This window comes from Oleiagrimonas citrea (assembly GCF_012395255.1).
GTDB classification, from domain to species: domain Bacteria; phylum Pseudomonadota; class Gammaproteobacteria; order Xanthomonadales; family Rhodanobacteraceae; genus Oleiagrimonas; species Oleiagrimonas citrea.
Window position 1 is genome coordinate 38883 of sequence record NZ_JAAZQD010000005.1, and the last position, 19577, is coordinate 58459.

17 protein-coding genes are annotated in these 19577 nt (G+C 65.0%); 4 read left to right on the forward strand and 13 right to left on the reverse strand.

Annotated elements, in window-relative coordinates; all coding sequences use genetic code 11:
* The first annotated feature begins 289 nt into the window (after positions 1-289).
* Positions 290-928: a BON domain-containing protein gene (locus HF690_RS15155; RefSeq protein ID WP_240151763.1), complete on the forward strand. Its 639-nt coding sequence runs from the start codon at positions 290-292 to the stop codon at positions 926-928.
* Positions 929-1040: 112 nt separating this feature from the next.
* On the opposite strand, the gene fghA is transcribed toward HF690_RS15155, so the two are convergent.
* Both fghA and HF690_RS12570 read right to left on the reverse strand, forming a co-directional pair.
* Positions 1041-1871: an S-formylglutathione hydrolase gene (gene fghA / locus HF690_RS12565; protein WP_168609690.1), complete on the reverse strand. Its 831-nt coding sequence runs from the start codon at positions 1869-1871 to the stop codon at positions 1041-1043.
* Positions 1872-1967: 96 nt separating this feature from the next.
* Positions 1968-2126, reverse strand: a complete 159-nt coding sequence (locus tag HF690_RS12570; RefSeq protein ID WP_168184728.1) for a hypothetical protein — start codon at positions 2124-2126, stop codon at positions 1968-1970.
* A 188-nt stretch (positions 2127-2314) separates the two neighbouring features.
* On the opposite strand from HF690_RS12570, the gene HF690_RS12575 reads away from it, so the two are divergent.
* The 3 genes from HF690_RS12575 (at position 2315) to HF690_RS12585 (ending at position 6360) form a co-directional block, all read left to right on the forward strand.
* Positions 2315-4291 (forward strand): S1 family peptidase, encoded by a 1977-nt coding sequence (locus HF690_RS12575; protein WP_168609808.1) that lies wholly within the window; start codon positions 2315-2317, stop codon positions 4289-4291.
* Positions 4292-4438: 147 nt separating this feature from the next.
* Positions 4439-5701 carry a GGDEF domain-containing protein gene (locus HF690_RS12580; RefSeq protein ID WP_168609691.1) on the forward strand — a complete coding sequence of 421 codons (1263 nt, stop codon included), beginning with the start codon at positions 4439-4441 and terminating at the stop codon, positions 5699-5701.
* Between the two features lie 80 nt (positions 5702-5781).
* A complete protein-coding gene (locus HF690_RS12585; RefSeq protein ID WP_168609692.1) occupies positions 5782-6360 on the forward strand; it encodes a GNAT family N-acetyltransferase in 579 nt (192 codons plus the stop codon).
* Between the two features lie 129 nt (positions 6361-6489).
* Here HF690_RS12585 and HF690_RS12590 read toward each other — a convergent pair whose 3' ends face one another.
* From HF690_RS12590 to HF690_RS12640, 11 genes are all read right to left on the reverse strand, one after another.
* Complete coding sequence (locus tag HF690_RS12590) at positions 6490-6963, reverse strand: EF-hand domain-containing protein (RefSeq protein WP_146742333.1); 474 nt, start codon at positions 6961-6963, stop codon at positions 6490-6492.
* A gap of 353 nt (positions 6964-7316) precedes the next feature.
* Positions 7317-8027 carry a response regulator gene (locus HF690_RS12595; protein ID WP_168609693.1) on the reverse strand — a complete coding sequence of 237 codons (711 nt, stop codon included), beginning with the start codon at positions 8025-8027 and terminating at the stop codon, positions 7317-7319.
* Complete coding sequence (locus HF690_RS12600; RefSeq protein ID WP_168609694.1) at positions 8024-9580, reverse strand: DUF4118 domain-containing protein; 1557 nt, start codon at positions 9578-9580, stop codon at positions 8024-8026. The genes HF690_RS12595 and HF690_RS12600 overlap by 4 nt, the downstream gene beginning before the upstream one ends.
* Positions 9581-9660: 80 nt before the next feature.
* A complete protein-coding gene (locus HF690_RS12605) occupies positions 9661-11574 on the reverse strand; it encodes a potassium transporter Kup (RefSeq protein WP_168609695.1) in 1914 nt (637 codons plus the stop codon).
* A 409-nt stretch (positions 11575-11983) separates the two neighbouring features.
* Positions 11984-12766, reverse strand: coding sequence for a 4'-phosphopantetheinyl transferase family protein (locus tag HF690_RS12610; protein ID WP_168609696.1), 783 nt, complete (start codon positions 12764-12766; stop codon positions 11984-11986).
* 404 nt (positions 12767-13170) lie between these two features.
* A complete protein-coding gene (locus tag HF690_RS12615) occupies positions 13171-14190 on the reverse strand; it encodes a Rieske 2Fe-2S domain-containing protein (protein WP_168609697.1) in 1020 nt (339 codons plus the stop codon).
* Entirely contained in the window at positions 14187-15296 is a 1110-nt protein-coding gene (locus HF690_RS12620; protein ID WP_168609698.1) for a GNAT family N-acetyltransferase, read from the reverse strand. The genes HF690_RS12615 and HF690_RS12620 overlap by 4 nt, the downstream gene beginning before the upstream one ends.
* Positions 15293-16450, reverse strand: coding sequence for an ATP-grasp domain-containing protein (locus tag HF690_RS12625; protein WP_168609699.1), 1158 nt, complete (start codon positions 16448-16450; stop codon positions 15293-15295). The genes HF690_RS12620 and HF690_RS12625 overlap by 4 nt, the downstream gene beginning before the upstream one ends.
* Positions 16443-17771, reverse strand: coding sequence for a F390 synthetase-related protein (locus HF690_RS12630; RefSeq protein ID WP_168609700.1), 1329 nt, complete (start codon positions 17769-17771; stop codon positions 16443-16445). The genes HF690_RS12625 and HF690_RS12630 overlap by 8 nt, the downstream gene beginning before the upstream one ends.
* Positions 17768-18595 (reverse strand): MBL fold metallo-hydrolase, encoded by an 828-nt coding sequence (locus HF690_RS12635; protein ID WP_168609701.1) that lies wholly within the window; start codon positions 18593-18595, stop codon positions 17768-17770. Before HF690_RS12635 ends, HF690_RS12630 begins: the two co-directional genes overlap by 4 nt.
* Positions 18582-19577 (reverse strand): NAD-dependent epimerase/dehydratase family protein, encoded by a 996-nt coding sequence (locus tag HF690_RS12640; protein ID WP_168609702.1) that lies wholly within the window; start codon positions 19575-19577, stop codon positions 18582-18584. Before HF690_RS12640 ends, HF690_RS12635 begins: the two co-directional genes overlap by 14 nt.

Sequence of the window (19577 nt, forward strand, 5' to 3'; positions counted from 1 at the left end):
GGCGTGCTGGTCTCAGGGGGCGAGATCCCGGAATCGGGGTGCGCGCATCACGTTCAGCTAATCGAGTCTTCGCTGAACGCGGAAAAAATTTTTCAATATGGGCAGTGGGTTGCACGACCCATCGCGCAGGGTGCTGTGGGCCGAACGACCGGCCGTGTCCACATTCGTGCATGTGTTGTTCATTTTCACGATGTTTGTCTGAGTCCTGTGCCGAACGACGTGCCTCCCCCACGACGTTCGCTTATCCGGCAGGCACGCCGACTCATCCTCAACAAGGAGAAGACAGCACATGATGACCAAGACGCTTCGCACGACGATGATCGCGGCCGGCTTCGTGGCTGCTTTCGGTTTCAGCACCGGTCCGGCCCTGGCCAGCCCGACGCCTGACGAGGGCGCGACGGCCGCGATGCATGCCGGCCACGATTCGATGAGCCAGAAGGCTTCGGACACCTGGATCACGACCAAGGTCAAGACCGCGTTCGCCACCACCAAGGGCGTCCGTTTCCCCGACATCTCGGTGGACACCAAGGATGGCGTGGTCATGCTGACCGGCATGGTGCCGTCGCAGGCCGAACGCGAGATGGCGATCCGTACGGCGCATTCCGTCAAGGGCGTGAAGGCGGTGCAGGCCGACAAGCTGAAGGTCGGCGAGGACGATGACCGGACCGCCGACACCGATGGCAGCGGCACCAGCATGGGTCAGAAGGTCACCGATACCTGGATCACCACCAAAGTGAAGACCGCCTTCGCCACGGCCAAGGCCGTGCACATGACCGACATCTCGGTCGATACCACCGACGGTGTGGTCATGCTGACCGGCACCGTCCACAGCGAGGCCGAGAAGCAGCTGGCCATTCGCGACGCGCGAGGCGTCAAGGGCGTGAAGGCCGTCGAGGCCGGCCACCTGAAGGTCGCTTCGAGCGACTGATTCCCTGGTTCCCGCTGCGCGACCGTGGCCGACGGCCGGGCGCGCGGCGGGTGCCGGTTCCCGGAAAGCGCGCGACCCGAACGGCCGCGCGCTTTCGTCGCGCAGGCGCGGGTCAGCCCTTCAGCGCCGCGGCGTGATGGGCGAAGTGCTCGCCCATGTAGCTGGCGATGAAGTAGTAGCTGTGGTCGTGGCCGGGGCGCAGGCGCACGTCGCACGGATGGCCCGCGCGGGCGCAGGCGTCCTCGAGCCATTGCGGGCGCAGCTGCTCGGCCAGGAACGGGTCGGCCTCGCCCTGGTCGATCCGCAGCGGCAGCTTCTCGCTGGCTTGCGCAATGAGTTCGCAGGCATCCCAGGCCTTCCAGGCCTCGCGATTGTCGCCGAGGTAGGCCGAGAAGGCCTTCTCGCCCCATGGCACGCGCGTGGGCGCGACGATCGGCGCGAATGCCGACACGCTGCGGAACATGCCCGGATTCTTCAGCGCGATGACCAGTGCGCCGTGGCCGCCCATCGAATGGCCGAAGATCGAGCGGGCGTCCGTTACCGGGAAATGTTCGGCGACCAGGGCCGGCAATTCCCGGGTGACGTAGTCGTACATGCGGTAGTGCTTCGCCCACGGTTCGCGCGTGGCGTTCAGATAGAAGCCCGCGCCCTGGCCGAGGTCGTAGGCTTCGTCGTCGGCCACGTTCTCGCCGCGGGGGCTGGTGTCCGGCGCGATCACCACGATGCCGTGCTCGGCGGCGTACTGCTGCGCGCCGGCCTTGGTGATGAAGTTCTGCTCTGTGCAGGTCAGGCCGGACAGCCAATACAGCACGGGGCAGGGGCCCTGTTTTGCCTGCGGCGGCAGGTAGACGCCGAAATTCATGGTGCAGTCGAGCGTCGCCGAGTCGTGCGACCACACTTCCTGCGAACCGTCGAAACTGGCGTGTTGCTCGATACGTTGCATGGTGGAGTACTCCGGTTGAATCTGGGAATCGCGCCGGCTCGGGTATCGCGGCATGACGGGGAGCCGGCGGGCGCTTCGATGCGGTGACGCGGCCGTTCAGTGCCGACGGCGCATCATGTTCATCAAGGCCACTCCGGACACAATGCCCACGAGCAGGCCGATGCCCGCGCCCCAGAGCGCGCCGGCGCGGCCATCGATGGCGTAGCCGATGCCGGTGCCAAGCACGAAGGTCAGGATCAGCGGGAAGCAGCCCATGGCGTGTCCGGTCGGGGAAGGTGGCGGGAGAACCCACAGGGTAGCAATTACGCGGGCCGTCGGGCGCAGCCAATCGGGCGGTGCGTCCCGGCTCGGCTTGTGGCATGTTTCGGAGAACACGCCGCAAGGACGGCACGGCGACCGGAACAGGAACACAACGGATGCGAATGACAAAGGCGGATACGATGATGCGAAGGATGCGAGGCGCTGCGCTGGCGCTGCTGATGCTCTGTGGGCTGGGGATGCAGGCGACTGCGCATGCGGCCAGCATGGAACCGACACTTCTGCCTAACGTGCAGGCCTCCACCTTCGAGGTGGTCGCGCACAAGCCCACGCACGATCCGCTGACCTACGCGCGCAAGCTGCCCATGGAGCTGCTCCCGTTCCAGCAGCGCACTGACAAGTACTACTCGATCGGCACCGCGTTCGCGATCGGACACAACCGCTACGTTACCGCCGGCCATGTGCTCATGGTTGGCCTGGACAGCCTGTGGGGTCCGCTGGCGCTGCGCGACGCCAGCGGCAAGGTCTATCCCATCGACAAGATCCTGAAGTTCTCGCTGCGCAAGGACTTCGTGATGTTCTCGCTGAAGAACCCGCCGAGCGAGGCATCGCTGCCGGTGAACATCCACCCGCAGCTCAACAAGGTGGTCTACGCGGTCGGCAATGCGTTGGGCACCGGTATCGTCATTCGGGACGGCCTGTACACCTCCGACACGCCCGAGCAGCAGGCCGGCAGCTGGAAGTGGATGCGCTTCTCGGCGGCGGCCTCGCCCGGCAACAGCGGCGGGCCGCTGCTGGACACCCACGGCAAGGTGGTGGGCGTGGTGCTGATGAAGTCGGCCAACGAGAACCTCAACTACGCGCTGCCGATCGGCGAAGTGCTGAATGCCCCGGACGACAAGGCCGTCATCGACGAGCGTGTGTCCTACCAGTTCGATGTGTTCGACACCACGTTGCACAACATCTTCAAGGGCACGTTCGCGCTGCCGCTCAGTCAGAGCGGCTTCTTCAAGGCCTACGACAAGCTGCAGCGCGCCTACTCGAAGAACCAGCTCGCGAAGCTGCTGGCGCACGACCCGGCGAAGATGTTCCCCAACGGCGAAGGATCGAACGAGCTGCTGCACGAAGTGCCCAGCATGAGCAACTTCCCCAGCGTCGTCGCGCGCGACAACAACGGGCAGTGGGATCTGTCCGCCAAGCGGCAGCGCAAGGTCACGTTGTCCGACAACGGCTACATCGAGGTCGGCTCGTTCCGCAACAACCTGCTGATGCACCTGCGCAAGCCGGACAGCTTGTCGGCGACCAAGCTGTATCACGATCCGAAGACGCTGATGGACCTGATCCTGCGTACCGGCTACATGAAGCGCCGGGTGGGCAACGATCGGGTGAAGATCACTTCGATGGGCGAGCCAGTGCGCGATTTTGTCCACGAGGACAAATGGCATCGCCGCTGGCAGATCCGCATCTGGCCGATGCCCTACGCCAATACCAACGTAGTGCTGATGACTTTGCCGGTGCCGGATGGCTATGTCGGCATGATGCAGTTCGCCAAGGCTTCCCAGACCTACGACTACCTGATCAATGCCGAGGCGCTGAGCGATTTCATGTACGTCACCTACGACGGCATGCTCAAGCAGTGGAAGACTTTCCTGACGCAGCGCGACCTGCTGCCGGATGCGTTCAAGCACATTCACATCGATTTCGACTACGGCAAGCGCTTCGACTACCGTTCGAAGCAGCTCCAGCTCTCGTGGACGCCGAAACTGCAGAAGATCGATCCGGAGAGCATGCTCACCCTCGGTTTCAGTTTCTTCAAAGACCACGGCAAGGTGGTGTGGGACGTGGCCGATGTGTGGGCCGCGCCCAATCCCTATGATCGCGACGCCATCAACGTGGCGCGGGTGGCGCAGCCGACCGCGGACATGGAGGACAGCTTCAAGAGCACCTGGCACAAGGTCGAGCATCGTCGGCATCCCTATGACGGCGTGGCTCGCAACGACGACGACATCATGAAGATCACGTCGGTGGCCGGGCCGGTGGCCGAAGCCGATCCGCAGGTGCTGTATCCGGTCTACTATCACAGCGAGGGCGCCCAGCCACAGCCGAAGATGGCAGCGAAACTCAAGCTGCTGATGAGCGGTCTGAAGATCCGGGATCGTTGAGATGCCGCGCGCGGGAAGCCGCTGGGCGGTGGGGCGATATCGTGCCCTATACTCGTCGGCACGCGTGTCATGCGCGCGCTTGCCGATGCAGACCCGGCCGGCGTCCCGCCTATCTCGCGTGTTCGGGTTGCAGGTGCGTGGGTTGAAATGAATTTCACGGTTCTACCGGATTTTCTGGCGATCGGCGGTCTGGTTGCGGCTTTCTGGTCCCTGCTCAAACGCACACAGCAGACCCGACTGCGCTATTGGCTGGTGGGTTGGGTGCTGATCCTGATCCATATCGCGGCTCAGTTCGTCAGCCAGAACGTTCCGGCCGTGGCCGAGTCGGCCAGCGCGATCTCTGTGGTCATGCTGCTGTTGACCAGTCTGGCCTTCATCTGGGCCGGCAACGACATGCGGCGCGATGCCGGATCACACGATCTGCCGCTCACGCTGCTGTCCTCGATTCCGGATGCGCTGTTCTACGTCGGGCTGATCTACGGCGTGGAGCAGGGAGCGCTCTACTACGTTCTGACCGCGGCCGGCCTGGCGTCATCGTTGTGGGTGTTCTGCAGCGGGCGACGTCTCGACGACCGGACCGAGCGTCGCATGCGTGGCGCGATTCTGGTGCTGGTCTACGCCGTGCAGGCCGTTCTGCTGTACCTGGACCAAGGCGGGATGGCATTGAACTGGTCGCTGTTCTGGCACTACCTGGCGGCCGCAGTGTTTTTCCGCATGGCCAGCGACCAGCCCGGTGTGGGCGTGCGCTTCACGACGCTCAGCTTTCTGGCCTGGTCGCTGGCGTTCCCGGTCAGCGTGGTGATTCGGATCTTCTGGCCGCATCTTCACGTGGAGCACGAAGTCTGGAACCTGCCCAAGTTCCTGGTCGCGACCGGCCTGATCTTCACCTTGCTCGAAGAGCAGATGAACAAGGCCGAGCATGCGTCCCTGCATGATGCGCTGACCGATCTCCCGAACCGGCGCCTGTTCCTGCGCTATCTGCTGCAGGCCGTGCGCGAGAGCCGCGAGCGGAAATCGAAACTGGCCGTGCTGGTCATCGATCTGAATGGTTTCAAGCAGGTCAACGATCTGCATGGGCATGCAGTCGGGGATCTTCTGCTGCAGGGCATCACGCAGCGCTTCGCGGCCTGCATGCGCAAGCGTGACATGCTGGCGCGCCTGGGTGGGGACGAGTTCGCCGTCATTCTGACGGACCTGCCGAACCGCGACGCTGCCGCGCGGGTCGCGGAGAAACTGCAGGACGTGCTGAAGACGCCGATCGAGGTCGAGTCGTTCTCGTTGCAGGCCAGTGCCAGCATCGGAGTGTCCGTCTACCCCGATGACGGGGACGATGTCTCCCGCCTGTATGCCTCCGCGGATCGCGACATGTACACGCACAAGCATGCGGTGCAGCCGTCCGGAGACGCATGAGCGATGCGCGGACGAGTTCGGCTGCGGTACCGGGTGACGTGCCGCATAATGGGGCGGTGTTCCTGATGCCCTGATGCCGCATGCCAGCAGAATCCCATCTCCCCATGCACACGGCGCGTCTGCGCCTGGATGCGCTGCGCGAAGAGGATGCGCAGGATCTGTTCGCGTACCGCAGCGATCCGCGCATCGCGCGGTACCAGGGCTGGCGTCCGGATGCCGTGGAGGACGCCGCTGCGTTCATTGCGCGTCAGTCGACACGGCGATTCGCCGAACCCGATGGCTGGAATCAGCTGGCGATTCGTCTGCGTGAAAGCGGGGAGCTGGTCGGCGACCTGGGCATCCATTTTCCGCCCAGCCAGCAGGATGCCGTCGAGTTGGGTATTTCACTGATGCCGGCACACCAGGGCAGCGGCTATGCGCGCGAAGCCATGCGGGCTGTGATCGGACATCTCTTCGGCGAGTTCGGTTATCGGCGCATCGTGGGGTCGGTCGATCCGCGCAATCACGCCAGTGTCGCGTTGCTTCACGCGCTCGGCTTTCGCAAGGAGGCGCATCACGTGGAGAGCCTGTATTTCCGCGGCGAGTGGGTGGATGATCTGGTCTTCGCGCTGCTGGCGCGCGAATGGAGCGACCAGGCGGTCGCAAACGATACCCGTTGATGGTGGGACGATGACTCCCGCAGCGCGTTTATGTGTTGCGGCTGCGAGGGAAGGCATCACGTCCTGAAGCCGCTTCCGGCGCGATGCGCGCGGAACCTTCCGGGCGATGAAGGTCCCGCGCGTAGAGGGCTACATTTCTTCCGTGCTGATCCGTCGCGGGTATTCGTGGGGACGGCCATACACGTAGATATAGGCATGGGAGACGCCCGCATACTGCGGCGCCAGGCCACGCGTGAAGAGCACATATTCCATCGGCGAGATCTGCCCGTTGTGATCGAAGTCGGCGCGCAGGAAGTTCCGGCGCAGATCACGCAGGTCGAGCGGCAGCTCGGCGCGGCTGAGCAAGCCGTTGTGGTTGCGATCCAGCTGATCGAAGAAATACACCTTGCGAACTGTCACGACGATGCGGGAAGACGAGGCGTCCGTCGTGGTCTGCGGCGTGGATTGCGCGATGTTGACGGAAGCTCCCGCTGCGTGAGCAGCGAACGCCGGCACGGCGGCGAGGCACAAGGCCAGGGCGGTCATTGACGTCAGGGATTTGGTGATTCTCATAGCAATATCCTCCGTGTGAGCGGAGCCGCGTGGCGCGCGATTGCCATTCATATGTCCTCCTTGACGGGCAAGGCTGCGAGCCTGCGCGGACTGGAGGCGCAGGTCGAGGGGATCGTCCTGCGTCGATAAAAAACATACTCCGCTGTGCGCCGCAGTGGCAAACGATTCGATCGTTTTTCTTTTTTATTTCCTTGGTCATAAATCACAAGAGGTTGATTTATCTATATTTTAATGAAAATTTAAATTAACCGGGAGAGGCCTTTTTTGTGCAACGTATCACTATTTTGGACGTATAAACTTCTATCTATTATCTCGCGCCATGTCGCTCTCACGGCATGGTGCGAGAGAGCGGTCAGCGTTTTTGAAATGCGCTCGGCGTCTCCTTTGCGCATCCCTGGGCGCGTCTAATCGGTGGCCGGTTCCGCCATGATGAAGCGGTAGCCGACGCCGGGCTCGGTTTTCAGCCAGCGCGGCGAGGACGGGTCGTCACCGAGCTTCTGGCGCAGGCGGCCGATCACGACGCGGAGATAGTGCGTATCGTGCACATGCGTTGCACCCCAGATCTTTCGCAGCAGCAATTGCTGAGCGACCACGCGGCCGGCATGCGCGAGCAGCATCAAGAGCACCGCGTACTCCTTGCGTGTGAGCTCGACGGGTTGTCCGTCCAGGTGAACTTCGCGACGCAGCATGTCGATGCACAGGCAGCCATCGTCATACAGGGGCGCGTTCTCGCCATCCCCCTCGACCCGGTTGCGCAGCAGCACACGCAGTCGCGCCATGAGTTCCTGAATGCCGAAAGGCTTGGTCACGTAGTCGTGGGCGCCAAGGTCCAGTGCGCGAACTTTCTCGGCTTCGGCATCGCGCACGGAGAGCATGAGCACGGGCGTCGAGCTCCACTGCCGTAGCTCCGCGAGCACCTCGTGTCCCTCGCGATCGGGCAGTCCGAGATCAAGGACCACCACGTCGGGTTCCTGCGTAGCAGCCAGGTTCAGGCCCTCTTCGGCGCTGGCCGCCAGCAGCACTCGATAGCCTTCGGCACGCAGGCCGATGTCCAGAAAGCGGCGGATCTGCGGCTCGTCGTCGATGACGAGGATGCGCGGCGCGATGGCGTTCATGCGTCCATCTCCGGTCGGTCGGGCAGCGGCAGGCTGATGCGCAGCATGCTGCCGCCGTATGGCGTGGATAAAGCTTCGACGCGACCGCCGTGTGCGCCGATCAGGCCCCGACAGATCGACAGTCCAAGCCCGGTGCCGCGTGCTTGGCGATCGCCGCGTGCAACCGAATAGAAGGTGTCGAAGATGCGTTCGCGTTCGGCGTCGGGAATGCCAGGGCCACGATCAATGATGTCGATGTGCAGCCAATCGTCGTGCAGCGTGATATTCATGTCGATGGGCTTATGCGGTGGCGAGACGTGCGCCGCGTTCTCCAGAATGTTGAACACTGCCTGTTCGACCAGGGCGGGATGCACGTACAGCAGCACTGTGTCGCGTGGAAGTCGCGATTCGACCGTCTGTTCCGGGTGCAGCCGGTGCAGACGCGCGACGGCGGCCACGGCGATTTCGGCGGCATCGACCCAGTCTCTATGCAGCTTCAACTCGCCATGTCCGAGCCGCGCCATGTCGAGCAGGTTCTGAATGTAGCGATCCAGTCGCTTGCCTTCTTCGATGATGGCCTCAAGCAGCTGGCGGCGTTCCGGTTCGGGAAGGTCCCGGTCGTAGTTGGACAAGGTGTCGGCGGCGCCGATCATCGACACGAGCGGCGAGCGCAGGTCGTGCGAGACCGACGACAGCAGGGCGTTGCGCAGGCGCTCGGTCTCGCCTTCCACGCGTGCTTTTTCCAGCGCCTCGGTCAGTCGTGCGTGTTCCAGCGCCTGCGTGATCGTGCGCACGAATGCCTCGGCAAGGTGGCGCTGCTCGTTGTCTGGCAGGTCGCGGCTCTCGGCGTCGAACAGCGCCAGCACGCCGTGACGTCGGGTTTCGGCATGCAGCGGGATCATCCAGCCGCGCGCGCGCGAGGCGCGCCGGGTGCCGCGTCCGGCCGGTGCGGCAAGGCGGTCGCAGAAGTCGGCGGCGGCGAGGTCTTCCGGGGACAGCGTGGGCATCTGCGGCGCGGATGCGGCCACGCGCCAGGTGGGCGGTTCGCCATCGCGCACGAGCAGGGCGGTCGTGGTCTGCAGCGTGCGTGCGGCGATCTCGACCGTGACCCTGTGCAGGGAGGTTTCGTCGCTATCGGCTTTCAGTTGCTGTCCCAGTTCCAGCAGTGCGCCGGCGCGTACCTGCGCCGCGCGCAGGGAGGCGACCTTGTCGGCCAGTTGCGTCGCCAGCCGACTGCACACCAAAGCTACGACCAGAAACAGACCGACGGTAAGCACATCGTCGGCGGAATCAATGGTGAAGGTGTAACGCGGCGGTGTGAAGAAGAAGTTGTAGCCGAGAAAGCACAGCACCGCCGTGTAGGCCGCCACGCGCATGCGCGTACGCACGGCGACGGCGAGGACGGCGGTCAGGAAGATCAGCGCGAGGTTGGCGACACTGAGATAGTGGTCGGCGAGGAAGGCGAGCACGAACGCGAGCGCCGTCGCCAGTGTCGCGTAGACATACGCGCCGAAACCGCTGTGCCGGCGGGACGGAAGTGGTTCGGTGACGGCGTCGGAAGCGTGGGCGCTCATGCTTGGTGCGTAAGCCTAATGCATCCGTGAGGCTGCGGATATCGGTCTGTCGCAGGCGTGATGCGGGAGCGGCGCACGACTCAGATTTCCACGTGTGCGCCCAGCTCGATCAGGCGGTTGCCAGGGATGCGGAAGAACGCTGTGGCGGTCATCGCGTTGCGCGACAGGAATGCGAACAGGCGGTCGCGCCAGGTCGCCATGCCGCCGGCATGATGGCCGGAGACAACGGTCTCGCGTGACAGGAAGAAGGTGGTGTCCATCAGGTCGAAGCTCGCGCCCACGGTCCCGCACTGCAGCAGCGTGGCGGGCACGTCCGGGTCCTCGTCGAAGCCGTAGCGCAGCTGCAACCGGTACATGCCGTGTCCTAGATCGCGTAGGGCAATGCGCTCGTCGGCGTCGGCCGTGGGCGTGTTCAGCATTTCCACCGTCAACAGCACGTTGCGTTCGTGCAGGACCTTGTTGTGCTTGAGATTGTGCAGCATCGAATTTGGTACCTGTCCGGGGTCGGCGGTCATGAAGATCGCCGTACCCGGCACGCTGTGCGGCGGATGTTCGGCCAGGCTTTGCAGGAACGGCTCCAGCGCCACGCCTCCCTGGCGGATCGTGCGTGCGACCAGAGCACGGCCCCGGCGCCAGGTCGTCATCAATGCGAATACGAACAGACCCAGTGCCAGCGGGAAGCAGCCGCCGCTGGCGATCTTCATCGCGTTGGCGCTGAAGAAGCCCAGATCCACGCTGAGCAGTCCCGCGCCGATCAGCACGATGACCGGCCAACGCCAGCCCCAGCGGAACCGCGCGACGACCAGCGCGAGCAGCGAGGTGATGACCATGGTGCCGGTCACGGCGATGCCGTAGGCCGCGCCGAGGTTGTCCGAGGAGCGGAAGCCGATCACCGCGCCGATCACCAGCACCATCAGGATGCGATTGATCCACGGCACATAGATCTGGCCGGACATGCTGCGCGAGGTGTGCACCACACGCATGCGCGGCAGGTAGCCCAGTTGCATCGCCTCGCGCGTCATCGAGAACGCGCCGGAAATCACCGCTTGCGAAGCGATCACCGTGGCGACCGTGGCCAGCGCGATCATCGGGTACAGCAGCGCGCGTGGCACCAGGTGGTAGAACGGATTGGCGACGGCTGCCGGGTGCAGCATGAGCAGCGCGCCCTGGCCGAAGTAGTTCAGCAGCAGCGCCGGCAGCACCAACGCGAACCATACACTCTGGATCGGGCGTTTGCCGAAGTGGCCCATGTCCGCATACAGCGCCTCGGTGCCGGTGACGGCCAGCACCACGGCGCCCAGCGCGAAGAACGCCTGCGCGCGGTTGTGCACGAAGAAGTCGACGGCGTAGGTCGGCGACACCGCGCGCAGCACGCCCGGCTCCTGCGCGATACCGTGCACGCCGAGCGCGGCCAGGCACAGGAACCACAGCACGCAGATCGGTCCGAACACCGCGCCGATGCGCTCGGTGCCGTGCTTCTGCAGCGCGAACAGCGTGACGATGACCAGCAGCGTGATCGGCACCACCCAGTGGGCCAGGCGCGGCGCGGCGACTTCCAGTCCCTCGACCGCCGACAGCACGGACATCGCCGGGGTGATGACGCCATCGCCGTAGAACAGCGCCGCGCCGAACAAGCCCAGGATCGCGATCGCCGATACCAGCCGCGGGCGGCTGCGCGCGCAGCGCTGCGCCAGCGCCATCAGGGCGACGATGCCACCTTCGCCCTTGTTGTCGGCGCGCAGGATGAACAGCAGGTACTTCACCGATACCACGACGATCAGCGACCAGAAGATCAGGCTGAGTGCGCCGAGCACGTTCTGCGGCGCGGTGGCGATACCCTGGGTGCCGAAGATTTCCTTGATCGTGTACAGCGGGCTGGTGCCAATGTCGCCGTAGACCACGCCGACGGCGCCCAGCGCCAGCGCCGCGAAGCGTTTTCGATGAACCGGATTCACGTCGTGAGCGTCGCGTCGGGCCAGCGAGGTCGAGACCATGTCTTGATGCCTGTCCGTGATGGGCGAGGCGGCACTCTAGGCGCGGTGGCGTAAAGCGCGGATAGCGCATCGTCGCTCGGGCGTAAACGCAGCGTAAAAAAATCGCGCTTGGATCGAATGCAGGCAGGTTGCTATGTCGCTGCGGGTACAGCGATGAGCGGGGATTGCGGTGGACATCGCCTTCGTCGAGGCCGCGAGCGAAAGGACTGAAGTTCAGCACGGGGACAGAGGTACGAGCCTCGATCGCTGGCTAAAAATCAGGTCGGAAAGGTTTGATTTACTACGGTGGACATGAACGACGTTGGCGTCGATTCCGGGCGCAGCCTCTGAACGGCGTCTCGATTTCGAGTTCAGTCAGAAATTTCCCCATCCAGTCATGTGTGCGTGGATGTTGGCCTGTATAAATGATTCACCACACGAAACTGGTGGCTACCGTATCTCTGGCCAGTGTCTTGAAGCCGACTTCGAACGAGCGCCCTTCGACAAGAGATGGGCAAAGGGTTTGCCTGAGTGTCAGCGTGAGGCGCCCTGCATCGGCATCCAGGCCGGAAACGCGCACGGCGTCGAAGTCGAAGTAGCGACCCACGACAGCGAACACGCCTTTGAAGAAGCTCTCCTTGGCGGAAAAGCCGGTGATGAGAAGCATGTTGGTGGTTAGGTGTCCACGTCGGGCTTCCATTAGCCGCTGCTCGTCGGGCGTTAGCGCGAGCGCACGAATGGCGTCGCGCGTTTCGGCGTTAGGGACCTTCTCGATATCGATACCGACTCCGGTCACGGTCGGCGCTGGGACAGCAATCGCGGCGGCGATGTCATCGGTGTGCGAGATGCTTCCGGTCACGCCTGCTTGCCACAGCGGTTCTCTCGAGGCGCCGATGCCGGGGGTGGAGGCGGCGATACCCAGTCGTTCGATGGCCTGGTGGGCGGCGAGGCGCCCCATGATGAATTCGGCCTGTCGCTTGGCTACGGCATGGTGGAGCTGTGAAGGAAGCGCAATGCCGTATCGCTCGCAAGCCGATGAGGTATGTGCGTCCGGGGAGAATTCGATCACGAAGGCTGGCGGTACACGTGGATCCTTGTTGCCCAGTTCCTCCCATCGCGTGGTGCGAAGCATGTCGCCTCGAATGGACGCAGCAGGCGATGAATCGATCTTCGATCGGGTGTTCTTCACGGTTCCGGGAATGTCTTCGTGCATGCTTCCGTGTCCACTGCCTCGACGGGGGCTGCGTCCTTGTGCATCGCGGCATCAATCGAGAAAAGAAAATAGCCGGTCTCCGCCATCTCGCCGGCATCAGTGCCTGAATTGCCGATGCCGCGCCTGAATGAAAGGGTGGCGCCGGGTGTGCATCGAAATTCAGCTCACTGGGCTGCGATACGGCACGTTTTGACTCTAGAGGGTGCTCTTGCCGCTGTCGATGGCGCTCGGTCGATTGTGCGCAGAAGTTGCGGCCACGGACTCCTCTCTGCTTCCGCAGCGACCATGGCGGGCCGGGGGATTTTCCGGATCCGTGTGGCATCGTCCACGCCATCGGAGGTGTGGAATGGGATGTGCTCGGACGCCTTCCCGTACAACGTCGGGAAGCGTGCCGGGCTTTATATTCAGAGATACAACTCGGTATCGATGCCGTCCGGGGGAAGGTCGATGCTTGCGGGATCGTCGCGCCAGGCCGACATCAGGTGTCTGCGCACGATGTCGCAGCGCGTGACGATGTCCTGCCGGTCGCCGAAGATGCGCGTGTTGTCGGCCTGCCAGCCGAGCATGCGCGCGTCCTGTTTCGCGACGCGTCGGATGAACGGCCACAGGAAGAGCCGCACCGCCCAGGCCGGCACTCGGCGGCCTTGCACATGCAGCATGCCGATCAGGTGCGTGTTGCGGTCGTCCTGGGGGCTGAAGTGCAGCGAGATGCAGGCCCGACTGCCATTGCGATAGCGGTATTCCAGTTGAGCTGTACCCGGTGCGCAGAAATGGGCGCGCTCGGATTCGCGCGGAGATTCGAACAGGCGGTAGAGCAGGCCCGACTGGGTTTCATGACCGGAGTAGTCGACCGTGAAGCCCTCGTTGTTCGGTTGCAGGCGCACGCGCATGGCGCAGCGTTCGCCGCCCTTGCGCACCAGCCCCGGATGCACGAAATGGGTGTGCAGCGGATCGAGCACGTTCTCCAGCGCGTCGACGATGTTTCCGCGCCACACGGTCTGCCACAGGAACTTCCGGTTCCAGGTGTCCATGCTCCGGACCCGCTCGGGAAGATCGCGTTTGTCATCGTCGCGCTCGCGTACCCAGATCACGCCGTCGCGCTCGGTCACGCAGACCCTGCGTGCGTGAATGCCGGGCAGGCGCTGTTCGGGTGGTGCGCCGGGCAAGGCCTGCAGGCGGCCCTGCGCGTCGAAGCGCCAGCCGTGATACGGGCATTGCAGTTGACCGTCGATGCAGCGTCCCTTCGACAGTGGCGCGTGGCGGTGCGGGCAGCGATCCTCGAAGCCGACGACGCGTTGTCCGTCCAGACGCGCTAGCACGATCGGGCGACCGAGCAGCAGAAAGCGCTTCGGCGCACGGCCGACCTTGCGCGACAAGGTCACCGCGAACCATTGGCTGCGAAGGTGCGAGGGCCAGGGCGTCATAGCCGGAACCTTTTCATGACGGGGACGCCGACGCCGCGCAGGATACCGCCGAGCGCACGCAGCGCATGGCGGCGCGCGCGCGGCAGGTGATCGACCAGGACGACGCTGTACTCGATCGCGGGACGGCCGCCACGCTGGCGCTTGAAGTCGGCCACGCCGGCGCTGAGGTTGACCAGGTCGTCCTGCTCTGCGGCCTCGTGCAGTACCCGCGCGGCGAGCCGGCGGTATAGGCCGAGCTTCTGCGGTAGGGCGGTGTTGTAGCCGACGATGGGCGAGGTCAGAAGGTTGCCCATGCGCAGGATGCCGACCACACCCTGCAGCACGCCGCGATCATCGCGCAAGCCATGCAGGTGCAGCAGTCCCGCGTGGCTCCAGGCGCGCAGCAGGTCGCTCCGATACTGCGGGTTGAGCGGCGAGTACTTGCGGACGTAGAGTTCGTGATAGAGCGCGGCGGCGCGGTCGTGATCGTCTTCCTGCAGTGGTGCGCAGGTCACGCCTTCGCCTTTGCGCAGCAGAGCGAGGTCGCGTTTCAGGTCCCGGTGTCGATGGGCCAGCGACGCCACGTCGTCGAACAGATAGACCTGCCGGCTCGGCAGCAGCACGCCGCCGAGCCGGATCAGCGCGCGCAGCCAGTCGGCGTGATGCGCCGTGTTGAGCGAGCGGAACCACAGGGCATGGTCCGGCCAGCGATCCTTCGCCTCGGTGATGGCTCGGTCGAGATCGACGTCATGCAGACATGGGTAGCTGTTGGTCGAGACAAGCCAGTGGTTGAGGGTGACGGCGCGATCGATGCGGCTGCGGCGAAGCAGCGCTCCAGCGCCGTGGATCAGCAGGCGCAGGGGCGCCGAGAGCAGCGGATGACCGAATCGCGCGACTTCCTCCAGCGCATAGCGGTAGTAGGTGGTGTACGGCGAGCAGATCCACGCTTGCTCGCCCTCGTCGTCGTTGATCGTCGTCGGCAGACGCACATCGCCGGCTGTCACGGCGTCAACGCGGGCATGCACGTTGGCGATCAAGGAGTGGGTCGGCCGTGAGCAGTGCACGCCGAGAAAGGCATCGACCTGGGCGTTGAAGGCATCCGGCGACACGTGTGGCGCGATGCTCATGGCCACTCCATGCGTTCGCCGTCCCACTCGGTGTCCCGCGTCGAGGCTTCGCGCATCGAGCAGCGCTGCCGTGCGGCCAGTCCCGCGTAGGACGCCAAGTCGGCCAGGCCGCCCAGCAGCGGACAGCGGTCGCCTTCCACACCGAGCACGTCGCGCGCGGCGCGCAGGTCGCGCCACCATTGGCGTAACGGGACCGTTCGCAGCGACGGCGACAGCGCTGCGGCCAGCATGACGGGTCCGATCATGCGCAAACTGCTGAAGTCCGGCTGCACGCAGGTATCCGTTTCGCCCATCAACGCGGCGGGCAGGGCCGCGTCGCGTGCGAAGAGGTGCACGCCGCTCACTGCGCGCGGATTGCATTCCAGGACCGCGTACTGATTGGGTTCGGCGGACATCCAGTCGAACGAGAGCTGACCAGTACAGGCGGTCTTGCGCGCAAAGGTGCGGACGAAGGCCTCGATCTCCGGCGCTTTGCAGGCCTGGAAGACATAGCCGGAGCTGCCCCGGATGCGGTACACGGGCCGATAGGTTACATGGGCCAGCAGGCGGCCACGGTCGACGACACTGTACGAACACCGTTCCTCGCCGCGGCAGTAGGCTTGCACGACCCACTTCTGTTGTGTGGCAAAGCGCGCGGCGCGGTCCGGGATACCTTCAGGGTAGCGGCGCACGTGAACGCCGAAGCGAGAGAACTCGGGCTTGAGGACGACCGGTCGCCCCGCCGCCCATGCGCGCGCTTCGTCGATATCGTCGACGAGCGCGCTGTCGGGCACATGGATGCCGCAGTCGCGCGCGGCGTCCAGAAAGCGCCATTTGCTGTGCAGCATGGCCAGGGTGTCGAACGGCGGCGCGACGACACGCACGTCCTGCGGCAGGCGCGCACGGCAGCGCGCCACGTAGAACACTTCCTCGCAGGTCGGCAGCACCAGGTCGATCCGGTGTATGGCGATGATCCGGTTCAGCGCCTTCGCGTAGGCGTGCAGATCGCCGCGCGCGGACGGCAGGGATTCGCTGGCATGGACGCCACGCGACCAGCGCGTGATGCGGCAGGGCACGCTGTCGGCCACGACCACGCGCCAGCCCTGCGCGGCGAAACGGCGCGCGTGATCGAGCGCCACCGGTGAACGTGCGCCGAGGATCAGCACGCTACGCATGTTCCGTCTCCCGGGTCGGTCGCAGTCCGCGCACGCGACGGCGCTTGTGGGTGAGCGCATGCGCGGGCATCTCGGCAAAGATCAGGTCGGGCATGTCGGCATCGAGCCGTTCGCAGAGTGCATGCAGCGCGTCGCGCAGTAGCTGTTCGCGCGATGCGTCCAGTGCGGGCTCGATGGCGATCCGCAGCGCATTCGGCGCGATTTGGTCAACCTGGTAATCCGTGATGGCCGGATCCGCAATCAACAGAGCACGCGTCAGCGCATCCGCGAACAGCGGAATGGATGCATCGCCGGTACGGGCTCGCAACCACACGATGTCGTCCTCGCGCCCCTCGATGCGATCCAGCGCCATGTGCGCGGACCCACAGGAACAGGGCAATTCGCGCTGCACCAGCACGTCGTTGAGGCGGTAGCGGACGACCGGCTGCGTGCGGCGATACAGGTCAGTGACGATGGGCACGAAACGACGTTGCGCACGGTCGATCCATGCGCGTTCCACAATCAGGCCGTCCTCGTTCAGATGCAGTACGCCCTGCGCGCAGGTGTGGCCGAGAAACCCCTCGGTTGCCTGATAGATCTGTTCGATTGCGATGCCCCAGGTCTGCTCCATGCAGGTCCGATCGATGGGATCGAGCACCTCGGCGGCCGAGATCACCCGGCGTGGCGCGATGCGTGCGCGGCCCTGCGAGCGAAGGCGTGCAAGCAGCGCCAGGGCCTGCGCCGGTCCGACCAGAATGGTCGGTGCATAGGCGTCGAGTTCATCGACGAGTTCGTCCAGCGGTTGCACCAGATCGAAGTAGCGGAAGGTGAGCCGAGCGCCCTGGATGGTGTCGTACAGATTGCTGCCGGCGCGAAGCAGCAGCGCGATCCGCTCGCGGGCCAGCAGGCCACCGGGCAGCAGTTTGGCGAGCATCGCGCCGGCCCAGCGGCGGCGCTCCGACGCGCTGGCCAGGAACACGCCGCGCGCCCCGGAGGTGCCGGTCGACAGACCCACGCTGATGCCGTCGAGGGTCGGCTGGAAGTCGCGGCTGCGTTCGGCGCGTTCGGCCACGTTATAGGCGTCGTGCAGGGCGATGCCGGCGGTGTTGAGGGTGTCGAAATGCTGCATCCATTGCGACTTGTCCATCATGGGCCAGCACTCGAACGGCTGTCCGGCGTATGCGGCATAGAACGGTGCATGGGCAGTCAGCCAACGGCTCAGCGCTCGCCAGCGTCGCGCCTGATGCGCGCGGATCTGCTCGCGTGTGCGCAGCCGGTTCCGCTTTCGCGCTGCCAGATAGGCCAGCGCCACACCCGCTTTTTCGGCCCATTGCTGCGTCATGGTCGATGTTCCGCGCAATGAGACGGCACCATGCGCAGCTGCGGCCAGGCGCGATGCAGGCGCGCAAGGCGTTCGAGCGTGGTGCGGTAGGCGTCGGTATCGCCGAGCCAGGAGGTGACCATGGCCGGCGGCGGCACGCCGTCACGCAGTGTGCGCGAGGACCACACGGCATCGGCGACGAGCAGCACCGGCTCGTGATCGCTGCTGTGAAAGAACAGACCGAAGTGGCCCGTCGCGTGACCGGGAAGTTCGATCGCCGTCAGGCTGCCGTCGCCGAACAGGTCGTAGCCGGGAGCCAGCTCCGCGAACGCATCCGGAAGCATGGCGGCGCGCGGCGCATCCTCGATCCAGCGAACGCGCTTTGGGAAATCACTCGGAAGCAGGTCGTGCAGCAGTCCTTTCCGCACGGCCGCCAGGCGACCGCGTCGTTGCAGGTCCTGCCAACCTTCGCGGGCGCAGAAGATGGACGAGGAGGGAAAGTCCCGCAGCCCGCCGACATGATCGCCATGCAGGTGCGAGAGCACGATCGCATCGATGTCGTCGGCGCCAATGCCGTCGCGCTGCAGCTGGCGTAGCAGGCTCTCGTTGTCCTTCAGCCGCGGTGGCGTGACGGTACGGTAGAGCCGTTCGGGCATGTGCTCCGTGGCGCTGAAGAAATGCTCGCTGTATCCGGTGTCGAACAACACGGCGCCGCGCTGCGGGTGACGAATCAGGAAGGCCAGCGCGGGAAAGCGCGTCATGCGCCAGCGCCCGCCCTTGCGCACGCTGCATTCCGGGTGCAGGCAGTGGCCCACCTCGTAGGCGCGCCATTCAAGCGTCGTCATGATGCGACCATCCTTGCGCGAAGCGACGAATGCCCTCGCGGACCGACACGCTCGGGCGGTAGCCGAGCACGCGTCGGGCACGGGTGATGTCGAGCGTTTGCGAATAGCCGAGCACGCCGACACCGTAACGGCTCAACCGTGGTTCCGGCCGGCCCGGTTTGAGCCGTGCCGCGGATTCGGCGGCCGTGCCCAGCGCCAGGGCCAGCGTACGCGGCAGGTGCACCGGGCGCACGTGCATGTGCAGCGCGTCGAACAGTTCCTGCAGCAGTGTGCGGACGGCCATCGGTTCGCCGTTACTGAGATTGAACACTTGCGGATCGCGCGACGCGGGAAGGTCCAGCGTGGCCAGCACGGCGTCGGCGACATTGCCGACGTAGGTCGTGTCGATGCGTGCGTGCCCGCCGGCGATGTAGGGAAACCAGCCGCGTGAGGCCAGCGCGAGGATGCGTGGAAAAATCGCACGGTCGCCTTCGCCGAACACTGCGCGCGGACGGAGGATGATGCGCGTCATGTCGGCATGGCAGTCATCGGCGACGCACTGTTCGGACTGCCATTTGCTTTCCGCGTAGGCGTTGATCCAGCGCGCGGGCGGTTCGAAAGATTCCTCAATGTCGAATTGATCGGCCAGGCGGAAATAGATGCTGGGCGAGGAAAAATGCACGAAGCGTGGAACCCGATGGCGCCCGGCCGCGCGAAGCAGACGCTCGGTCGCGACGACATTGGCACGTTGGAACGCCTCGCGCGGCCCCCATGGTGCGGATAAGGCCGCGCAATGCACGATCGCGTCGCGTCCGGTCACCAGAGGGTCCAGCGCATCGTCCGCCAGATCGGCGGTGGCGATGTCCGCGAACGAGCCGGCAGCGGCAGTCAGGCGGTCCGGGTTGCGCCCGCTGGCGAGCACTTCGTGCCCGGCGGCCGCCAGTGTGCGGGTGACGTGAGCGCCGATGAAGCCGGAGGCGCCGGTGACCAGGATACGTGCCAT

Excerpts from the sequence above, each read along its gene's own strand:
- HF690_RS12595 (WP_168609693.1), bottom strand. The coding sequence starts at position 8,027 with ATGAACGCCATCGCGCCGCGCATCCTCGTCATCGACGACGAGCCGCAG.
- HF690_RS12600 (WP_168609694.1), bottom strand. The coding sequence starts at position 9,580 with ATGAGCGCCCACGCTTCCGACGCCGTCACCGAACCACTTCCGTCCCGC.
- HF690_RS12615 (WP_168609697.1), bottom strand. The coding sequence starts at position 14,190 with ATGACGCCCTGGCCCTCGCACCTTCGCAGCCAATGGTTCGCGGTGACC.
- HF690_RS12620 (WP_168609698.1), bottom strand. The coding sequence starts at position 15,296 with ATGAGCATCGCGCCACACGTGTCGCCGGATGCCTTCAACGCCCAGGTC.
- HF690_RS12640 (WP_168609702.1), bottom strand. The coding sequence starts at position 19,577 with ATGGCACGTATCCTGGTCACCGGCGCCTCCGGCTTCATCGGCGCTCAC.
- HF690_RS12580 (WP_168609691.1), top strand. The coding sequence starts at position 4,439 with ATGAATTTCACGGTTCTACCGGATTTTCTGGCGATCGGCGGTCTGGTT.
- fghA (WP_168609690.1), bottom strand. The coding sequence starts at position 1,871 with ATGCAACGTATCGAGCAACACGCCAGTTTCGACGGTTCGCAGGAAGTG.
- HF690_RS12575 (WP_168609808.1), top strand. The coding sequence starts at position 2,315 with ATGCGAAGGATGCGAGGCGCTGCGCTGGCGCTGCTGATGCTCTGTGGG.
- HF690_RS12630 (WP_168609700.1), bottom strand. The coding sequence starts at position 17,771 with ATGACGCAGCAATGGGCCGAAAAAGCGGGTGTGGCGCTGGCCTATCTG.
- HF690_RS15155 (WP_240151763.1), top strand. The coding sequence starts at position 290 with ATGATGACCAAGACGCTTCGCACGACGATGATCGCGGCCGGCTTCGTG.
- HF690_RS12605 (WP_168609695.1), bottom strand. The coding sequence starts at position 11,574 with ATGGTCTCGACCTCGCTGGCCCGACGCGACGCTCACGACGTGAATCCG.
- HF690_RS12610 (WP_168609696.1), bottom strand. The coding sequence starts at position 12,766 with ATGCACGAAGACATTCCCGGAACCGTGAAGAACACCCGATCGAAGATC.
- HF690_RS12625 (WP_168609699.1), bottom strand. The coding sequence starts at position 16,450 with ATGCGTAGCGTGCTGATCCTCGGCGCACGTTCACCGGTGGCGCTCGAT.
- HF690_RS12635 (WP_168609701.1), bottom strand. The coding sequence starts at position 18,595 with ATGACGACGCTTGAATGGCGCGCCTACGAGGTGGGCCACTGCCTGCAC.
- HF690_RS12590 (WP_146742333.1), bottom strand. The coding sequence starts at position 6,963 with ATGAATGGCAATCGCGCGCCACGCGGCTCCGCTCACACGGAGGATATT.
- HF690_RS12570 (WP_168184728.1), bottom strand. The coding sequence starts at position 2,126 with ATGGGCTGCTTCCCGCTGATCCTGACCTTCGTGCTTGGCACCGGCATC.
- HF690_RS12585 (WP_168609692.1), top strand. The coding sequence starts at position 5,782 with ATGCCAGCAGAATCCCATCTCCCCATGCACACGGCGCGTCTGCGCCTG.